The following is a 16467-nucleotide window of genomic DNA, read 5'->3' as shown; positions in this document are numbered from 1 at the left end:
GCCCCACCGCGCTGCGCGCCCACCTGTCGCGCTGAGGCGCCCGGCCGCCCCGCCGCCGCGCTGCACGCCCACCTGTCGCGCTGAACCGCCCGGCGCACCGCGAGACTGCATCCAGCTGACAAATCCACTGCACGCTGCAGTGGAGTTGTCAGTCAGGTGCAGTCTCGGCGAAACGCGGGCCGGCGAAACCGAGGCCGGTCAACCGGGGGGGCGGGACGCGCACCGGCTTGCGCGAGGCTCAGGATGCCGCGTCCCACAGCGGTGTCAGCGCCATCAGGCGGGCGTCGCGCCACCGCACGCGCTCGTCCCAGTCCTCGAGGGGCAGCGCCGCGCGGCGTTCGGCCTCGACCCGGGCGACTAGGTCGGGCGTCCACGGGTCGTGCTGCCCGCGCTCGGCGCCCATGCGTGCGTACGACGCGCCCATGCGTTCGGCGTGCGCCGCGATACCGCCGCGCACGTTGAGGTCGCTCGTCTCGAAGGGGCCGATGATGCTCCACCGGCGGCCCAGGCCGCTGCGGACGACCTCATCGACGTCCGCGGCGTCGACGATCCCGTCGCGCACCAAGCAGTAGGCCTCGCGCAGGAGCGCGCCCTGCAGTCGGTTGAAGACGAAGCCCTCGATCTCGCGCCGCAGCAGCACCGGGCGCAACCCGGCCGACCGGTACACGTCGGCGGCGCGATCGACGACTCCGGATGCCGTCACGGGCGAGGGGACGACCTCGATCACCGGCAGCAGATACGGCGGGTTCCCCGGATGCCCCACGACCACGCGCGCAGCGATCTCCGGGGCGAGTCCGTCCGCCAGGATGGACGGGGCGATCGCCGACGTCGAGCTCGCGAGGATCGCATCGGCGGGGGTCACCGCCGCGAACCGCGACAGCACATCGCGCTTGAGGTCGGCGCGTTCGGGGGCGCACTCCTGCACGAGCTCCGCATCGCGCGCGGCCGCCGCGGCATCCGTGTGCCATCCGATCCGCGCCGCCACCACCGGAGGTTCCTCGTCGAGCAACCCCGCGTCGGCGAGGAGCCGCAACCGGGCCCGCACGTCGGCGCGACCCCGCTCGAGTGCGGCCTCGTCGATGTCGAAGACCGCGGCCGGGCGCCCCGCGCGGGCGAAGAGCACCGCGAAGGCGACGCCGATCGCCCCCGACCCGACGATCGCGACGGGTCGGGCGCTCACTCGCCCCACCAGTCGTGGTCAACGGCGTGGCCGCGGCGCAGGATCTCGAGCACGGCCGCGCGGGTCAGCTCCCGCGGGTTGTTCGCCGTCAGTCGCGTGGCGAGCATCGCCTGGTCGGCAACGGCTTCGAAGTGCTCCGGCGAGAGGCCGAGGGTCGCGAGGTCGGTCGGAGCCCCCACCGCCCGCAGCAGTCGTTCGACTGCTCGGATGCCCTCCCGCGCCCGTTCCTCGTCGCTCGCGGAGGAATCTTCCGCCCCGAGGAGCTGGGCGATCTCGGCGAACTCCGCGACACGGCTCGGCAGGTTGTACCGCATGACCCAGGGCAGAAGGGCAGCGACGCCGAACCCGTGCGGCGTGTGCGTCAGGTTGCCGATCGGCGACTGGATGGCGTGCGCACCCGCGGTGCCCGCGGTGTTGATCGCCATCCCCGCGCAGTACGAGGCGAACATCGTGTCGGTGCGGGCGGCCAGGTCAGAAGGATCGGACGCGACCGCGGGCAGCGAGCGGCCGAGCAACGACAGCCCCTGACGCGCGTACACGTCGGTGAGCAGATTCTTCCCCGCATAGAGCTTGGTCGCGAGTTCCTCCGACGTCGGGTTCTTCGCGCGCCCCGTGAAGGCCTCGACCAGGTGCGACAGCGCGTCCGCGCCCGTCGCGGCGGTGAGCCCGGGCGGACACGTCAGCGTCAGCTGCGGATCGATGACGGCGACCGCCGCCTCGAGGTGCGGACTCGCGACTCCGACCTTCATGCCCCGCTCGCCATCGAAGACGACCGAGATGCACGTGACCTCGGCGCCCGTTCCGCCGGTCGTGGGGACGGTCACCACCGGTACTCCCGGTCCGGGCACGAGGAACTCGCCGTAGTAGTCGCGCACGTCGCCGCCATTGGCGAGCACGACCGCCGACACCTTCGCGAGGTCGAGGCATGACCCACCACCGACACCGACGATCACGTCGATGGGCAGCTCGCGATATCGCTCGGCGACCGCCATGACGTTCTCACGGGGCAGCTCGGGCTCCGTGCGGTCGAACACTTCGACCTCGACGCCCGCGGCGCGGAGCCCGTCGGCGATCTCGCCGAACTCGGCGCTGGAAGACATCCGCTCGTCGGTGACGAGCAGGGCGTGGTGCCCGATCTCGGAGACGATCCGCGGCAGTTGGCGGCGCTGCCCCGGGCCGAACAGGACCGAGCGCGGCTGACGCAGCAGCCCCAGCGCCAGGTCGTTCTCGGTCCGGGCGGCGGCGGGCAGGACGGTGGTGTCGCTCACGAGAGGGCTCCTTCTTCGTCGACGGTGACGGCCAGGTACTTCGGCTCGAGGAATTCGTAGATACCGTCCTGGCCGCCTTCGCGACCCAGGCCGGAGGCCTTCACGCCGCCGAAAGCGGCGGCGGGATCGGCCATGATCCCGCGGTTGATGCCCACCATGCCGAAGTCGAGCCGCTCGGCGACGGCGAACGCGCGGGACAGATCACGCGTGAACACGTACGCGGCCAGACCGTACCGGGTGTCGTTGGCGAAGCGGATGGCATCCGCCGTGCTCTCTGCGCGGTAGATCGCCGCGATCGGGGCGAACAGCTCACGGTGGCAGACGTCGCTGTCGCGATCGTGCACCTCGAAGACAGTGGGTTCGAAGAAGTACCCGTCGCCGTCGATGGCGCGTCCCCCCGCGAGCAACGTCGCGTCGATACGCTCGAACTCGGCGACGAGTTCGGCCACGCCGTCGCGCTGCCGGGCCGAGATGATCGGGCCGACGTCGGTTCCAGCCTCGAAGCCACTCCCGACGCGCAGCGCTCTGGCGAGGGCGACGAAGCGCTCGATGAACGCGTCGGCGACCTTTTCGTGCACGATGATGCGGTTCGCCGCGACGCACGCCTGACCGGCGTTGCGGAACTTCGCGACGATCGCCTGCGCCGCGGCGGCCTCGACGTCGGCGTCGGCGAGCACCACGAAAGGTCCGTCCCCGCCGAGCTCCATCGAGGCGTTGACGATCCCTGGAGCGGCCTGGCGCAGGAGCGTCGCCCCGACCTCGGTCGACCCCGTGAAGCTCACCTTGCGCAGCCGCGGGTCGGCCATGACTTCGGCCGAGATCGCGGACGACGACGTCGTGTGCACGAGGTTGACGACGCCCGGCGGGAAGCCTGCGTCGGTGAGGACCGACACGAACAGAGCGCACGTCAGCGGCGTCTCGCGGGCCGTCTTGACGACAGTCGTGCAGCCTGCCGCCAGCGCGGCGCCGGCCTTCCGGGCGATCATGAGCAGGGGGAAGTTCCACGGCGTGATCAGCAGCGTCGGCCCGACGGGCTGGTGCGTCGTGACGATGCGGTACCCCCCGCGGGAGCCGTGCGCGAACGAGCCGTGCAGGTGGGCGATCTGCTCGGTGTACCAGAGGAAGAAGTCGGCGCTGAGCTGGAACTCCGCCCGCGACTCCGCGAGGGGCTTGCCGCTCTCCAGCGTCATGATCTCGGCGATGGCCTCGCCCCGCTCGAGCAGCAGCCGGTGCGCGCGGGCGAACAGGTCAGCGCGCTCGCGCGGGGGCACCGCGCCCCACGAGGGCTGGGCGGCGGCCGCGGCATCCAGCGCCGCCCTGCCATCGGCGGCAGTGCCGTCGGCGACGCGGGCGATCTCCGCTCCGGATGCCGGGTCGTAGACCGCGAAGTCGCCGTCACCGGCGCGCCACTCGCCGTCGATGAACAGATCCAACGGCACGGAGTGGCCGCGCAACGTCGCCGTTCGCGACGGCGGAGCGAGAGTGGTCATCGTTGATCCTTTCGGGAATCGTCATCTCGTATTACGGTAATAGCGACACCCGCCGGAGACCGGCGAGTGTCTCGATGTGAGACATCTCCCGAAAGGCCGCCGCCCATGCCCGTCATCGAACGGCACGCCGCCCCGCTGCGTCAGCAGGTCCTGCTGCTCTTGCGCGAGGAGATCCTCGAGGGTCGCCGCGCGCCCGGCGAGCGCCTTCGTGAGAACGATCTGTGCACCGCGTACGGGGTCTCCCGTACCGTCATCCGCGAGGCGCTCCGTCAGCTCGAGAGCGAGAGCCTGATCTCGGTGCTCCCCGGGCGCGGGCCGATCGTGGCCGTGCTGACCAAGCGCGAGATCGAGTCGCTGTACGAAGTACGGGCGGCCCTGGAGGGTCTCGCCGCGGCCCTGTTCGCGCGACGCGCGAGCCCCGCCGACTGCGCCCGACTGATCGACCATCACGCCGCCATGACCGCGGAATATCTGCACGGGACGCTCGCCAGCCGCGAAGCGAGCAAGTCGGAGTTCTACCGGATCCTGCTCACCGGAGCCGACAACGAGGTGCTCTCGGACGAGCTGTCGGGCGTCCACACCCGGATCGGCCTCTTCCGCCGCTACGCCTTCCTCGACGACGACCGCGTCGCGCAGTCGTTCGAGGAGCTGACGGCGATCGTGCGCGCCGCCGCGGTCGACCGCGACCCGGTCGCCGCCCGTGCCACCAGCGAGCACCACATCGAGCTCGCCGGACGCCTCGCGGTGCTCGAGTACGAGCGGCGCGCCACCTCCGACGGCAACCTCGTGCACCTCGACGAGGTCGCGGTATGAGCACCGGACGCCCCATTCCGCCGAACCCGCCGGTGGGGTACTCTCAGCGCACCCGACAGCCCGCCCCTCGCATCCGGATCGTGTGATCCGCATCGACGGGCGAGCGCGCCCGTCCTCGACGAAGGAGTCGAAGATGACCACCACCTCCGCGCGGCTCATCGAGCAGGCGAAGAACGAGATCCTCACCGCCTCGTCCGCCTCCGCCGCCCTGCGCCCCGACCTCGTGACCTCGTGGCAACGCTCGAAGGACGCCCTCGGCTCACCCGACCGCATCCGCGACGTGCCCCAGGTCGGCGTGGACCTGCTCGACAGCCACTTGCTCGAGATGTTCCAGGCTCCGCTCGCCCGCGTCTCGGACGAACTCGACGGCACTGGTCTGGGCCTATTGCTCGCCGATTCCGAGGGACGCATCCTGCAGCGATGGACGCACGATCGTGCCGCCGCCGACCACCTCGACCGCCTCGGCACTGTGCGCGGAGCCGTGCTCTCAGAAGAGACCGTCGGCACGAACGGCGTCGGCACGGTCGCCGCGACCGGGCGCAGCGTGCAGATCACCGGCAACGAGCACTTCGCCGAGTTCTACCGCTCGGCGGTGTGCACGGGGAGTCCGGTGCGCCACCCGTTGACGGGCCGACTGCTGGCCGTGGTCACCCTCTCGACGCACATCACCGAACGTCCCGAACTCCTCCGACCGTTGACGCATTCGATCGCCGCGCAGCTCGGACAGCACGTGATGGATGCCGAGCGCCCGGCGGCCCGCAGCATGCTCGCCGCCTTCCTCGCCGCCTCCCGCGTCCAGCAGGGACCGGTCGTGGCGCTCGGCCCCGACGGCCTGCTGATGCAGAACCAGCGCGCCTCGCGGCTGTCGACCGCGGACATGGCGCTGGTCCAGCGCCTGTGCGCCGAGGAGTCACGGGGCGGTCGTGTCAACGTCGAGCTGTCGTCCGGGTACGCCGATGTTCAGGTCACCCGATTGCAGGACGGCGCGGGAAGCGTCGCCGTCGTCACCGTCGGGGAGCGCCCGGTCACGCACGGCGGATTCGGGCCGCTCCGCCCCGCCCTCGCCGGGCGGTCGAGCGAGTGGCTCGCCGTGGCTCAGACCGTCGCGCGGCACCGCGAGGCGCGCACGCCACTGCTCATCGCGGGCGAACCGGGGACGGGCAAGACATCACTGGCCCTCGGGCTTCCGCACCGCCCCGGCGTCGCCCGCGCCGCGACGGTCGTCGACGCCGCCGAGCGTCACGTGCTGGGCTCGCGCCGCTGGCTGCAGCGGTTGTCCGAGCGGCTCGGCGCCGGCGCCCCCGTGGTGGTCAAAGGCATCCAGACGCTCGATGCGGGTTCCCTGTCGGGCATGGTGTCGCTCGTCGACTCGGCACCCTCGCGTGGTGCCGTCCTCCTCACCCTGTCGGCCGCCGACCGCGCCGAGGCGGGATCGTTCGCGACCCGGGTCGGCTACCCGACGACGTGGGTGCCGGCCCTGCGCGAGCGTTCCGGTGACGTCGGCCCGCTCTGGCGGGTGCTGGCCGACCATGCCGCAGCCTCCGCGCACCTGGAGCCCACCCGCGACGCGCTCGCCGCCCTTGAAGCGCACGCCTGGCCCGGCAACATCGTGGAGCTGCGCAACGTCATCGAGCAGCTCGCGCTGAGCGGCCGCCGCGGTGCGATCGACGCGTCCGACCTACCCATGTCGGTCCGGGGTGCGCGATCGATGACGATGATCGAGCGCGCCGAGCTCGAGGCCATCCGGCGCGCCCTGCAGGAGGCCGGTGGCAACCGCTCCCGTGCCGCCGAGATCCTCGGCCTCTCCCGCGCGACGGTCTACCGCAAGATGAAGACCTACCGGCTGACGGCCTGACCGGCGGGCCCTGCCCATGTTCGCCCGGTGTCCCCGGGCGACGTCGATGATCGAGCGCGCCGAGCTCGAGGCCCTGCAGCGTGCGCTGCAAAGCCAACGGCAACCGTTCCCGCGCCATCGAGATCCTCGACCGATCTCGCGCCACCGTGCACCGCGAGACGGCGGAACCGCCCTCGCCGCACGCCCCGACCGCACGCCTCACCGCCCGCCGCACACGGAAGGGCGGAGGCACCCGACGTACCTCCGCCCTCGTCCCGCACCGACCTCCGTCAGGACTCCCGCGCCATCCGCCGCACGGCCCTGCGCCGCACGAGCACCGGCACGAACTCGCGGATGACCACGACCAGCACGAGCACGATCGCCTGCGTCAGCAGCTGCAGCGCGTCGGGCCAGCCGACCGACCGGAGCAGCTGACCGAGCTGCGTGAGGAACAGTGCAGCGACGGCGGTGGCGGCGATCGACGCGATGCCGCCGGTGAGCGCCGTCCCGCCGAGCACCACCGCGGCGACCGTCGGCAGCAGGTACTGGTCGCCGAGGAACAGCGCCGGGGTCTTGGTGTACCCGGCGAGCAGCACGCCGGCGGCGCCGTAGCAGAGACCCGCGAAGCCGTACGCCGCGATCTGGTAGGCCCGCACCCGCACGCCGACGACGGCCGCGGCGGGCTCGCTGACCCCGACCGCCGTGAGACGCCGGCCGATGATCGAGCGCTGCGTGACCACGGCCGCGACGGCGATCACGACGACCGCGATCAACGCGGTGTTCGGGATGCCCAGCGTGCGGGCCAGCGCGAAGCGATTCAGCTCGTCGGCCGCGCCCGAGGGCGTGCCGTTCGCGATCGAGAAGACCGTGCCCAGCAGCACGGCGTTCATGCCGAGGGTCGCGACGAGCGGCATGATCCGCAGGCCCGCCACGATCGCGCCGTTGAGCAGCCCGAAGACGCCCGGCAGCACCACCGCCGCCACGACCGCCGGCCACACGCCCCAGCCGTACTGCTGCGGCAGGGCCGTGGCGAGCACCGCGGCCAGCGCGATCATGCCCGGCACCGACAGGTCGAGACCGCGCTGCTGCACGATGAGCGTCTGTCCGGCTGCGGCGATGGCGAGCACGGACGCGAACGGAAGCATCGACAGCAGGGGCGCGGCATCCAGGCTTCCGGGCGCGATGACGGGGCTCACGAGGAACAGCGCGACGGTCGCCACGGTGATCGGCACCCAACTGCCCGCGAGCGCCCGGCGCCAGACCGCCTCGGCCGAGCGACCGGTCGGCGGAACGGGGAGCGATGTGGTCGTGGTCTCCGGCGCGGAGCGTGGAGCGTCGATCCGGGTCATGAGGCACCTCCGGGAGAAGCGATGGCGGCGCCCCGCGGGCGACGTCGACGGCGACCGCCGCCACGCAGCGCGGCGTAGAGCCCCGCGGCGGCGAGCGTGACGAGACCGGGCAGCCAGTACGACCAGGCCTGCGACAGCCCGAGGAACGGCGAGACGTTGAGGATCTGCTGCACGAGGAACGCCGCGGCGATGACGGCGATGAACGACCCCCGTCCGCCGAAGATGCTCGTGCCGGCCAGGACCACGACGGTGACGGATGCCAGCGTGTACGACAACGACGGCCGCCCGTCGCCGATCCCGATCTGGGCCATGAGGATCACGGCCGCCGGGAGCACCAGCAGCGAGCAGAGCACGTACGAGAGGAACCGCACCCATCCGACACGGATGCCGAGGCGGGCGGCGGCCGCGTCGTGCGACCCCACGGCCCGCAGCTGCACTCCCCAGCGCGTGCGGCGCAGGGCGATCTCGAGCAGGACGAGCACCACGATGCCCGCGATCGTCGCGATCGGCACCAGGCCGACGCGGGACTGGATCATGTCGGAGACCCCGGCGAAGATGACCCCTCCGGGCGTGGACCGCAGCAGCAGATACAGGCCCTGCAGCGCCATGAACATCGCGAGCGTCGCGACGACCGGACTGATCGCGAACCGGGTGACGAGCAGCCCGTTGATGACACCGACCCCGATGGCGCCGGCCGCCATGAGGGCGAGGCCGACGTAGAGGTTGCCGCCGTCGATGATCCAGAACGACGAGAGCACGACGAGGAACCCCATGAGCGGCCCGACCGACAGGTCGAACCCCGACCCGAGCACCACGACCTGCTGCGCTGCTCCGACGAACAGCAGCGGCGCGATCATGAAGAGCAGGTTGTTGAGGTTGAACGGCGAGAAGTAGGAGCCGTTCGTGGTCGCGACCGCGATGGCGAGCGCCACGAAGACCGCGGCGAGGGCGACGGCGGGAGCGTGGTCGCCGCGCAGCCACGCGCGGAGGCGGTGCCGACGGCCGTCGGTCTCCTCGCGGGCGCGCACGGTCGTGGACGTCAGAGCGGCGCGGGCGATCGCGGTCTCGGTCACCTCGTCCCCGGAGAGCTCCTGCACGACCTCGCCGCGCGAGAGGATCAGCACGCGGTCGCACAGTCCCTCCAGCTCGACACCGTCGGAGGACAGCACGACCACCGCGGCGCCCTCGTCGGCGGCCTCGCGGAGGATCCGGTAGATGTCGACGCGGGCCCCGGCATCGACGCCCTGGGTCGGCTCCTCGGCGAGGAGGACGCGGGGCCGGGCGAGGAGTGTCCGCGCCAGAACGACCTTCTGCTGGTTGCCGCCCGACAGGGACGAGACCGCGGTGCGGGGGCTCGGAGTCTTGATGGACAGGCGTCCGATCATCTCCTTCGCCCGCGCCACCATCCGCCGGTCGCTGACGAAGCCCGCGGCGGAGGCTTCCGGCAGGGTGCCGGCCGACACGTTCTCTGCGACCGACAGCGGAAGGAACACGCCCTCGCGATGCCGGTCGGCGGGGACGTAGACGACCCCCGCGGCCGCCGCACCGGCAGACCCTCCTCTCACGCGACGGCCGTCCACGGTCACTTCGCCGGAGGATGCCTCGAGGCCCGCGAGCGCGCGGATCAGCGCCGCCTGGCCGTTCCCCTGGACACCGGCGAGACCGACGATCTCGCCGGAGCGGACGGTGAGCGAGACGTCGTGGAAGTGATCGCCGCTCAGCGCGCGGACCGCGAGCCGATCGGCATCCCGGATGGTGCCGGCGCTGCTGCCCTTCTCTGGGAAGACGGCCTCGAGCTTGCGGCCGATGGCCCGTTCGATGATCTGCGCCTCGTCCACGTCGGCCGAGGGGAAGGTGCCGCGCACCTTGCCGTCGCGGAGCACCGTGATGCGGTCGGAGATCTGCTTGACCTCGGGGATGCGGTGCGAGATGTAGACCACCGCGGCGCCACCGGCGACGACCTCGCGCACCCGCGCGAACAGCTTCTGCACCTCTTCGAGGCTGAGGTGCTCGGTGGGCTCGTCGAGGATGAGCACGCGCGGCTCGAGGGCGAGCGCCTTCGCGATCTCGACGACGAACCGCTGCTCGACAGACAGGTCGGCGACGCGGGATCGGGGGTCGATGCCCATGTCCCACGGGGCGAGCTGCTCGGCCGCCCATCCCACGGCACGGCCGAGGCCCCCGACGCGACGGAGCCCGACGCCGACTGCCATGTTCTCGGCAACCGTGAGGTCGGGCAGCAGCGCCGGGTCCTGGCGGACGATGCCGAGGCCCAAGCGCCGCGCCTCTTCTGGATCAGCGGAGGCGAGTTCGGTGCCGGCGATCGACACCGTGCCCTCGTCCGCGGCGAGCGCCCCGGACGCCACGGCCATGAGCGTGGACTTCCCCGCGCCGTTCTCGCCGACCAGGGCGTGGATTTCCCCGGCGCGCACGTCCAGGTGCACGTCGGTGAGGGCGCGGACGCCCGGGAAGGTCTTGGTGATGCCGTCCAGTCTCAGCAGGGAGGAGACCTCCGCGGTCGTCCCCGGCGGCGCCGGGGACGTTCCGATGTCGATGTCGGTCATGGCGAATCCGTTCTGTCGGGTGTGCATCACTGGGCGAGGTAGCCGCCGTCGATGACGAGCTCGGAGCCGGTGACGAAGCTGGCCTCGTCGCTGGCGAGGAACACGACGCCCGCGGCGATCTCGTGGGGGTGACCGGCGCGCCCCATCGGGGTCTGCGAGACGACGTACGCGTTGACTTCGGCGGCCTGTGCGTCGGTCAGCGGGGTCTCGATGAACCCCGGGTGCAGGGAGTTCACGCGCACGTTCTGCGTGGCGTACGTGATGGCGGCGTTCTTGGACATGTTGCGGACCGCGCCTTTGGTCGCGTGATACGCGTGGGCGCCGCCGACGGCGGCCGATCCCCAGATCGACGAGATGTTGATGATCGACCCGCCACCCTGCGTGATCATGTGCGGGATCACCTCGCGCATGCCCAGCCAGACCCCGGTCTGATTGGTGGCCACGACCTTCTGCCAGTCCTCCATGGCGAGTTCGTGCAGCGGGTCGTAGGCGATGATCCCGGCATTGTTGACGAGGACGTCGATGTGTCCGTGGGCGTCGAGCACCTCGCCGACGACGCGGCGCCAGTCGGCCTCGGACGCGACGTCGAGCGGCGTGTACGCGATCGGACCGAACGTGGGGTCGGCCGAGGAGCGGGAAGTGGCGATCGTCGTCGCACCCTCTGCGTGCAGGGCCTCGGCGATCGCGCGGCCGATGCCGCGGCCGGCGCCGGTGACGACGGCGACCTTTCCGGTGAGTCGGTTCATGGCTTTCGTTCTCCTCCTGGGAGTGGAGTGGATGCCGGGGCCGCGACGCCGCGACCCCGGCGGGGGATCACTGGAACAGCTGCTTCAGCTGGTCGACCGACAAGCCCGAGGAGAGGATCGCGTCGGCGGGCAGGCTGCTCTCGCACTTCGGCTGCTTCGACGAGTCCGTGGAGTCCTCGATGATCTCGAGGTTGTACGTGGACGGCTCGTCGTTGGGCAGCCCGTTCGCCGCCGCGAGGGCCTTGTGCAGGGCCACCGTGACGATCCAGTTGCGGGAGGATTCCGTGGCGATCTGGTACGTCGGCTGCGTGTCCTTGTACTCGTACCAGAGGCAGGCGAACTCGTTGCTGTCGTTCGCGGACCACACCGGGAACGGCTTGCCCGCGGCCTCGAAGGCACGGATGCCGCCGACCGAACCGCCGCCGTAGTCGGCCACGATCCCGTTGATGTCGCCGTACTTCGTGATGAGTCCGGCCACGACCTGTTGCGTCTTCCCGGGCTCCCAGTCGGTCGCGACGGGACCGTCGGTGTTGAGCAGCGTCACCCCGGGGTTCTCCTTGACGGCTTCGAGGACGCCCTCGTAGACGCCCTGCGAGTAGGAGTTGCCGGCGATGCCGCCCAGCATGACCAGATTGCCCTTGCCGCCCATCGTCTTGATGGTCCAGTCGGCGAGGTTCTTGCCGTAGGTGGTGATGTCCTCGGACACGAAGTCGACGTAGTCCTTCCCGGGGGTCCCGCCGGGCGAACCGACGAAGGGCACGACCTTCACGCCGGCCTCGGTCGCCTTCTGGATCGTGGGCAGGAGCGCCTCGCCGCCGTCGACGAACGTGACGATGACGTCGACGCCCTGGGCCACGAGCGAGTTGATGTCGCTGATCGCCTTCTGAGTGTCGCCCTGCGCATCGGTGTAGAGGACCTTCGTGATGTTGGGGCACTTGGCCGCCTCTGTCTCGAAGATCGCGCGGGTGATCTTGCGCCAGGAGTTGCCGCCGAAGCCGTCGGCGAGTGCGACCGTGATGTCCTTGTCGCCGCAGAAGTTCGAGATGTCCTGGATGTCCCCCTGGACCCCGACGGTGCCGGTGGTGACCTGGCTGTCGCTCGAGCCGGAAGACGGCTCGTCGCCGGATCCGGCCGACAGCGATCCGGTCGAACAGGCCGAGGTGAGCAGGAGTGCGCCGGCGGCGGCCAGGGCTGCCGCCGCGCGGAGCGCGGTGCTGTTTCGCATGTGCGTGCCAACTTTCTCGTCATTGAGAGCCGGCCAGGAGGTGTATTCCCCGCTGTGGATGCCGGCACGGATGTGGTGGTGTCAGCAGTCTGCGGCGGCGAGCGGGGCCCCGATCGCGTCACGGTGAGACGCGAGTGACTCATTCTGCGACACCCCGTCGCGACGGCCGGAGGGCGGTTCATCCTGGGGTCACCGAGGCGCTTCGATGCCCCGGAACGACCTGGAATCCACGATGAGGAGGATCCGCGAATGGCCGAGAACAGGCCCACCGACGCCCTGGGGGAGATCTACGCCGAGTGGACCGTCGAGTTCACCGCCGCCCCCGACATGTCGCTCCCCGTCCTTCGATGGGTGTTCGAGGACTGGCAGCGCGCGACGGCCGAACCGGAGGACGTGACGTACCGTTCGACGAGCATCGGGGGCGTCCCCGGCATCCTGGTCACGCCCCTCGAGGCGGACCGCGATCGCATCCTGCTCGTGCTGCACGGCGGTGGGTTCGCTCTCGGATCGTCGGCGAGCCACCGCAAGATGGCGGGGCACCTCGCCAAGGCTGCCGGCTCGTCGGCGTTCGTCGCCGACTTCCGGCTCGCCCCCGAGCACCCGTACCCCGCGCAGCTGGACGACGCGGATGCCGTGATCGACGCCCTCATCGCGGACGGCATCGCCGCCGAGGCGATCACCCCGGTCGGCGACAGCGCGGGAGCGAGCATCGCGATCGCGACCGTCCTGCGCCGGCTGCAGCGCGGCGCCGCTCTTCCGGGCCGGGTCGCGACAATCTCGCCGTGGCTCGACATGGAGAACTCCGGCGAAACGATCGAGACCAACGACGCCACCGACTTCCTGATCGCCCGCGAGGGGCTGCAGGGGAACATCGACCGCTACCTCTCCGGTGGCGCCTCCCCCACCGACCCGCTGGTGAATCCGCTCTACGCCGATTTCACCGGGTTCCCGCCGCTGTTCATCACCGCGAGCGACGCCGAGTCGCTGTACTCCGACGCGGTCCGCCTGGCCGAGCGCGCCCAGCGCGACCGCGTCGACGTGACCTTCGACACCGTCTCGGGCGAGCAGCACGTCTGGCCCCTCCAGGCGGGACGTCACGCCCCCGCCGACACCTCCATCCGCCTGATCGCCGAGTGGGTGCGGGCGACCAGCTCGGCCCACGTCTCGGCATGACCCTCTCCACCGAAAGGACCCCCGCCATGAGCGACTTCACTGCCCCCGGCACCCCCGACCGCGACTACGACGCCATCGTCATCGGCGCCGGTTTCTCGGGTCTTGCGATGCTCCACCACCTCCGCGAGATCGGCCTGCGCACCCTCGCCGTCGACGGCGAGGACGGCATCGGCGGCACCTGGTGGGTGAACCGCTACCCCGGTGTCCGCACCGACAGCGAGTACTCGTACTACTCGTTCTCCTTCTCCAAGGAGGTGCGCGACGAGTGGACCTGGACCGAGCGCTACCCCTCCGGCGAAGAGGTGCTGTCGTACCTCAACTTCGTCGCCGATCGTCTCGACCTCCGCCGCGACATCCGGCTCAACACCCGGGTCGAGTCCGCCGTGTACGACGAGGATGCCAACACCTGGACGGTCCATCTCGCGGGTGGCGACACGCTCACCACGAAGTACCTGGTCAGCGGCATGGGCGTGCTGTCGCAGCCGATCTTCCCCGAGATCCCCGGCATCGACACCTTCCGCGGCGAGAAGTACCACACGGCGCAGTGGCCGCGGGAGGGAGTCGACCTGTCGGGCAAGCGCGTCGGGCTCATCGGCCTCGGTGCCTCCGGCATCCAGATCGTGCCCGTCATCGCCGGCCAGGTCGACGAGTTCTTCGTCTTCCAGCGCACGCCGAACTTCATCGTCGAGACGAGCAACGACAAGGTCTCGGAAGAGGACATGGCGTGGCTCCGCGAGAACTACGACCTCGTGTACGAGAAGGCCGCCAACCACCCGTTCGGCGTCGCGATGGAACCCGCGGAGCACAGCGCGCTCGAGGTGTCCGAGGACGAGCGGCGCCGCATCTTCGAGAGCAAGTGGAACGAGGGCGGGTTCCACTTCGCCAACGAGTGCTTCACCGACCTCGCCACCAACCACGAGGCCAGCGAGCTGGCATCCGAGTTCATCCGCACGAAGATCGCCGAGATCGTGAAGGACCCCGAGACGGCGGAGCTGCTCTCGCCGCGCACGTACTCGTTCAACGGCAAGCGCGTCCCCACGGGGCACGGCTACTACGCCGCGTTCAACCACGACCACGTGCACCTGATCGACACCGCCGAGACCCCCATCACGGCGATCACCGAGAAGGGCGTGAAGGTCGGCGACACCGAGTACGAGCTCGACGTCCTGATCTTCGCGACCGGCTTCGACGCCATGACCGGCACCCTGACGCACATCGACATCGTCGGCCGCGGCGGTCGCACGCTGCGCGAGAAGTGGGCGGAGGAGGGGCTCAAGTCGAACCTGGGCATCAACGCGCACGGCTTCCCGAACTTCTTCATGTCGCTCGGACCGCAGACGCCGTACTCGAACCTCATCGTCCCGATCCAGCTGGGCGCGCAATGGCTCCAGCGGGCCCTGGCGTGGGCAGAGGAGAACGGCATCGAGTACTTCGAGGCGACACCGGAGTCCGAGGACTGGTGGCGCGACGAGACCGAGAAGACCGGTCGCCAGACCGTCATGTACACCGAGGGCAAGAAGGCCAAGGCCTGGTTCCTGGGCGAGAACATCCCCGGCAAGCCCGAGGAGTTTCAGGTCTACATGGGCGGCGGCCAGGTGTATCAGCGGTACTGCCGCGAGCTCGAGGAGTCCGGCTACGCGTCACTCCTCCACCGCGCCGACGCCAAGCAGCCCGTCGACGCCTGATCCCACCCCACCCCGGCGGGGACGCCTGCGAGCGCGTCCCCGCCGTCACGAAAGGAATTCCCCATGGCACGACTGCAGGGCAAACGCGCGGTGATCACGGGAGCCGCGTCGGGAATGGGCCGCGCGACGGCCGAACTCTTCGCCGCGGAGGGGGCGCGCGTCGCGCTCCTGGACGCACAGCCCGAGGCCGGCGAGGCGGTGGCCGCCGGCATCCGGGAGTCCGGCGGCGAGGCGACCTTCACCCGGGTGGACGTGACGGACGAGGCCGATGTCCGCGGCGCGATCGACGCCGCCGCCGAGACGTTCGGCGGACTCGACGTCCTGATCAACTGCGCCGGAATCATCGGCGCCGACAAGCCCACCCACGAGGTGACCGAGGAGGAGTGGGATGCCGTGTTCGCGGTCGACGTGAAGGGCGTGTTCTTCGCGACGAAGGCCGCCGTTCCGCACTTCCTCGCGGCCGGAAAGGGCGCGATCGTGAATTTCTCGTCGATCTACGGGATCCTCGGCAACGACGAGTTCACGCCGTACCACGTGGCCAAGGGCGCGGTGAACATGCAGACGAAGCAGGATGCCGCCAGCTACGGCCGTCACCGGATCCGGGTCAACGCCGTCAACCCGTCGACAGTGCTCACTCCGCTCGTCGAAGGCATCGCCGCCGAGTACCCGGGCGGAATGCCCGCCTACGAAGAGATGATGACGGCGCACCAGTCGATCCGCCGACTCGGTCGGCCCCTCGACGTGGCGTACGCGGTGCTGTTCCTCGCGTCCGACGAGGCCGACTGGATCACGGGCGTCACCCTGCCCGTCGACGGCGGGTACACGGCCCGATGAGCTCCCCCGACGAGGTCACCGTCTACGGCAGACAGGACTGTGCCGACACACTCCGCACCCGCGCTCTGCTGCAGGACGCGGATGTGCCGTACGTGTTCGTCGACGTCGAGGCATCGGCATCCGACGCCGCCCACGCCGCCGCCCTCGGCGGCAGCAGCAAGGTGCCGGTCGTCGTACTGCCCGGCGGTGCGGTGCTCGTCGAACCCCCCGACTCCGCGCTGCGCGCCCACCTGTCGCGCTGAGGCGCCCCGGGCACCGCGAGACTGCATCCCGCTGACAACTCCACTGCACGCTGCAGTGGAGTTG

The 16467-nt window shown here is 70.7% G+C and carries 13 protein-coding genes; 6 read left to right on the top strand and 7 right to left on the bottom strand.

Annotated elements, in window-relative coordinates:
- Nucleotides 1-238 precede the first annotated feature (238 nt).
- The 3 genes from FE256_RS14925 to FE256_RS14915 are packed head-to-tail and all read right to left on the bottom strand — an operon-like array spanning nucleotide 239 to nucleotide 3938.
- On the bottom strand, nucleotides 239-1180 hold the full coding sequence (locus FE256_RS14925) for a 3-hydroxyacyl-CoA dehydrogenase (RefSeq protein WP_212743532.1): 942 nt from the start codon (nucleotides 1178-1180) through the stop codon (nucleotides 239-241).
- Entirely contained in the window at nucleotides 1177-2448 is a 1272-nt protein-coding gene (locus FE256_RS14920) for an iron-containing alcohol dehydrogenase (RefSeq protein WP_138177203.1), read from the bottom strand. The genes FE256_RS14925 and FE256_RS14920 overlap by 4 nt, the downstream gene beginning before the upstream one ends.
- Entirely contained in the window at nucleotides 2445-3938 is a 1494-nt protein-coding gene (locus FE256_RS14915) for an NAD-dependent succinate-semialdehyde dehydrogenase (protein ID WP_138177201.1), read from the bottom strand. Before FE256_RS14915 ends, FE256_RS14920 begins: the two co-directional genes overlap by 4 nt.
- A gap of 105 nt (nucleotides 3939-4043) precedes the next feature.
- On the opposite strand from FE256_RS14915, the gene FE256_RS14910 reads away from it, so the two are divergent.
- Nucleotides 4044-4751 (top strand): GntR family transcriptional regulator, encoded by a 708-nt coding sequence (locus tag FE256_RS14910; protein ID WP_138177198.1) that lies wholly within the window; start codon nucleotides 4044-4046, stop codon nucleotides 4749-4751.
- Between the two features lie 133 nt (nucleotides 4752-4884).
- On the top strand, nucleotides 4885-6606 hold the full coding sequence (locus tag FE256_RS14905; protein WP_138177195.1) for a sigma-54-dependent Fis family transcriptional regulator: 1722 nt from the start codon (nucleotides 4885-4887) through the stop codon (nucleotides 6604-6606).
- A 269-nt stretch (nucleotides 6607-6875) separates the two neighbouring features.
- Here FE256_RS14905 and FE256_RS14900 read toward each other — a convergent pair whose 3' ends face one another.
- The 4 genes from FE256_RS14900 to FE256_RS14885 all read right to left on the bottom strand — a co-directional run bounded on the left by FE256_RS14900 (nucleotide 6876) and on the right by FE256_RS14885 (nucleotide 12469).
- On the bottom strand, nucleotides 6876-7934 hold the full coding sequence (locus FE256_RS14900) for an ABC transporter permease (protein ID WP_138177192.1): 1059 nt from the start codon (nucleotides 7932-7934) through the stop codon (nucleotides 6876-6878).
- The gene (locus FE256_RS14895) at nucleotides 7931-10498 is read right to left on the bottom strand and encodes an ATP-binding cassette domain-containing protein (RefSeq protein WP_138177189.1); all 2568 of its coding nucleotides are present in this window, start codon (nucleotides 10496-10498) and stop codon (nucleotides 7931-7933) included. Before FE256_RS14895 ends, FE256_RS14900 begins: the two co-directional genes overlap by 4 nt.
- Nucleotides 10499-10524: 26 nt before the next feature.
- Nucleotides 10525-11244 carry an SDR family NAD(P)-dependent oxidoreductase gene (locus FE256_RS14890; protein WP_138177186.1) on the bottom strand — a complete coding sequence of 240 codons (720 nt, stop codon included), beginning with the start codon at nucleotides 11242-11244 and terminating at the stop codon, nucleotides 10525-10527.
- Between the two features lie 67 nt (nucleotides 11245-11311).
- Nucleotides 11312-12469 (bottom strand): ABC transporter substrate-binding protein, encoded by a 1158-nt coding sequence (locus FE256_RS14885; RefSeq protein WP_138177183.1) that lies wholly within the window; start codon nucleotides 12467-12469, stop codon nucleotides 11312-11314.
- A 249-nt stretch (nucleotides 12470-12718) separates the two neighbouring features.
- Here FE256_RS14885 and FE256_RS14880 point away from each other — a divergent pair, with 249 nt between their 5' ends.
- The 4 genes from FE256_RS14880 to FE256_RS14865 all read left to right on the top strand — a co-directional run bounded on the left by FE256_RS14880 (nucleotide 12719) and on the right by FE256_RS14865 (nucleotide 16403).
- Nucleotides 12719-13642, top strand: a complete 924-nt coding sequence (locus FE256_RS14880; RefSeq protein ID WP_138177180.1) for an alpha/beta hydrolase — start codon at nucleotides 12719-12721, stop codon at nucleotides 13640-13642.
- Nucleotides 13643-13668: 26 nt separating this feature from the next.
- Nucleotides 13669-15327, top strand: coding sequence for a flavin-containing monooxygenase (locus tag FE256_RS14875; protein WP_138177177.1), 1659 nt, complete (start codon nucleotides 13669-13671; stop codon nucleotides 15325-15327).
- Between the two features lie 63 nt (nucleotides 15328-15390).
- The gene (locus FE256_RS14870; protein WP_138177174.1) at nucleotides 15391-16161 is read left to right on the top strand and encodes an SDR family NAD(P)-dependent oxidoreductase; all 771 of its coding nucleotides are present in this window, start codon (nucleotides 15391-15393) and stop codon (nucleotides 16159-16161) included.
- Nucleotides 16158-16403, top strand: coding sequence for a glutaredoxin family protein (locus FE256_RS14865; RefSeq protein WP_138177171.1), 246 nt, complete (start codon nucleotides 16158-16160; stop codon nucleotides 16401-16403). The genes FE256_RS14870 and FE256_RS14865 overlap by 4 nt, the downstream gene beginning before the upstream one ends.
- Nucleotides 16404-16467: the final 64 nt, after the last annotated feature.

Source organism: Microbacterium sp. 5K110 (assembly GCF_005774735.1).
Lineage (GTDB): Bacteria > Actinomycetota > Actinomycetes > Actinomycetales > Microbacteriaceae > Microbacterium.
This window is presented reverse-complemented; position numbering and strand designations above follow the sequence as displayed.

Bases quoted from the DNA above. Each gene is read 5' to 3' on its own strand.
- FE256_RS14915 (WP_138177201.1), bottom strand. From the start codon at position 3,938: ATGACCACTCTCGCTCCGCCGTCGCGAACGGCGACGTTGCGCGGCCAC.
- FE256_RS14910 (WP_138177198.1), top strand. From the start codon at position 4,044: ATGCCCGTCATCGAACGGCACGCCGCCCCGCTGCGTCAGCAGGTCCTG.
- FE256_RS14905 (WP_138177195.1), top strand. From the start codon at position 4,885: ATGACCACCACCTCCGCGCGGCTCATCGAGCAGGCGAAGAACGAGATC.
- FE256_RS14900 (WP_138177192.1), bottom strand. From the start codon at position 7,934: ATGACCCGGATCGACGCTCCACGCTCCGCGCCGGAGACCACGACCACA.
- FE256_RS14895 (WP_138177189.1), bottom strand. From the start codon at position 10,498: ATGACCGACATCGACATCGGAACGTCCCCGGCGCCGCCGGGGACGACC.
- FE256_RS14890 (WP_138177186.1), bottom strand. From the start codon at position 11,244: ATGAACCGACTCACCGGAAAGGTCGCCGTCGTCACCGGCGCCGGCCGC.
- FE256_RS14885 (WP_138177183.1), bottom strand. From the start codon at position 12,469: ATGCGAAACAGCACCGCGCTCCGCGCGGCGGCAGCCCTGGCCGCCGCC.
- FE256_RS14880 (WP_138177180.1), top strand. From the start codon at position 12,719: ATGGCCGAGAACAGGCCCACCGACGCCCTGGGGGAGATCTACGCCGAG.
- FE256_RS14875 (WP_138177177.1), top strand. From the start codon at position 13,669: ATGAGCGACTTCACTGCCCCCGGCACCCCCGACCGCGACTACGACGCC.
- FE256_RS14870 (WP_138177174.1), top strand. From the start codon at position 15,391: ATGGCACGACTGCAGGGCAAACGCGCGGTGATCACGGGAGCCGCGTCG.
- FE256_RS14865 (WP_138177171.1), top strand. From the start codon at position 16,158: ATGAGCTCCCCCGACGAGGTCACCGTCTACGGCAGACAGGACTGTGCC.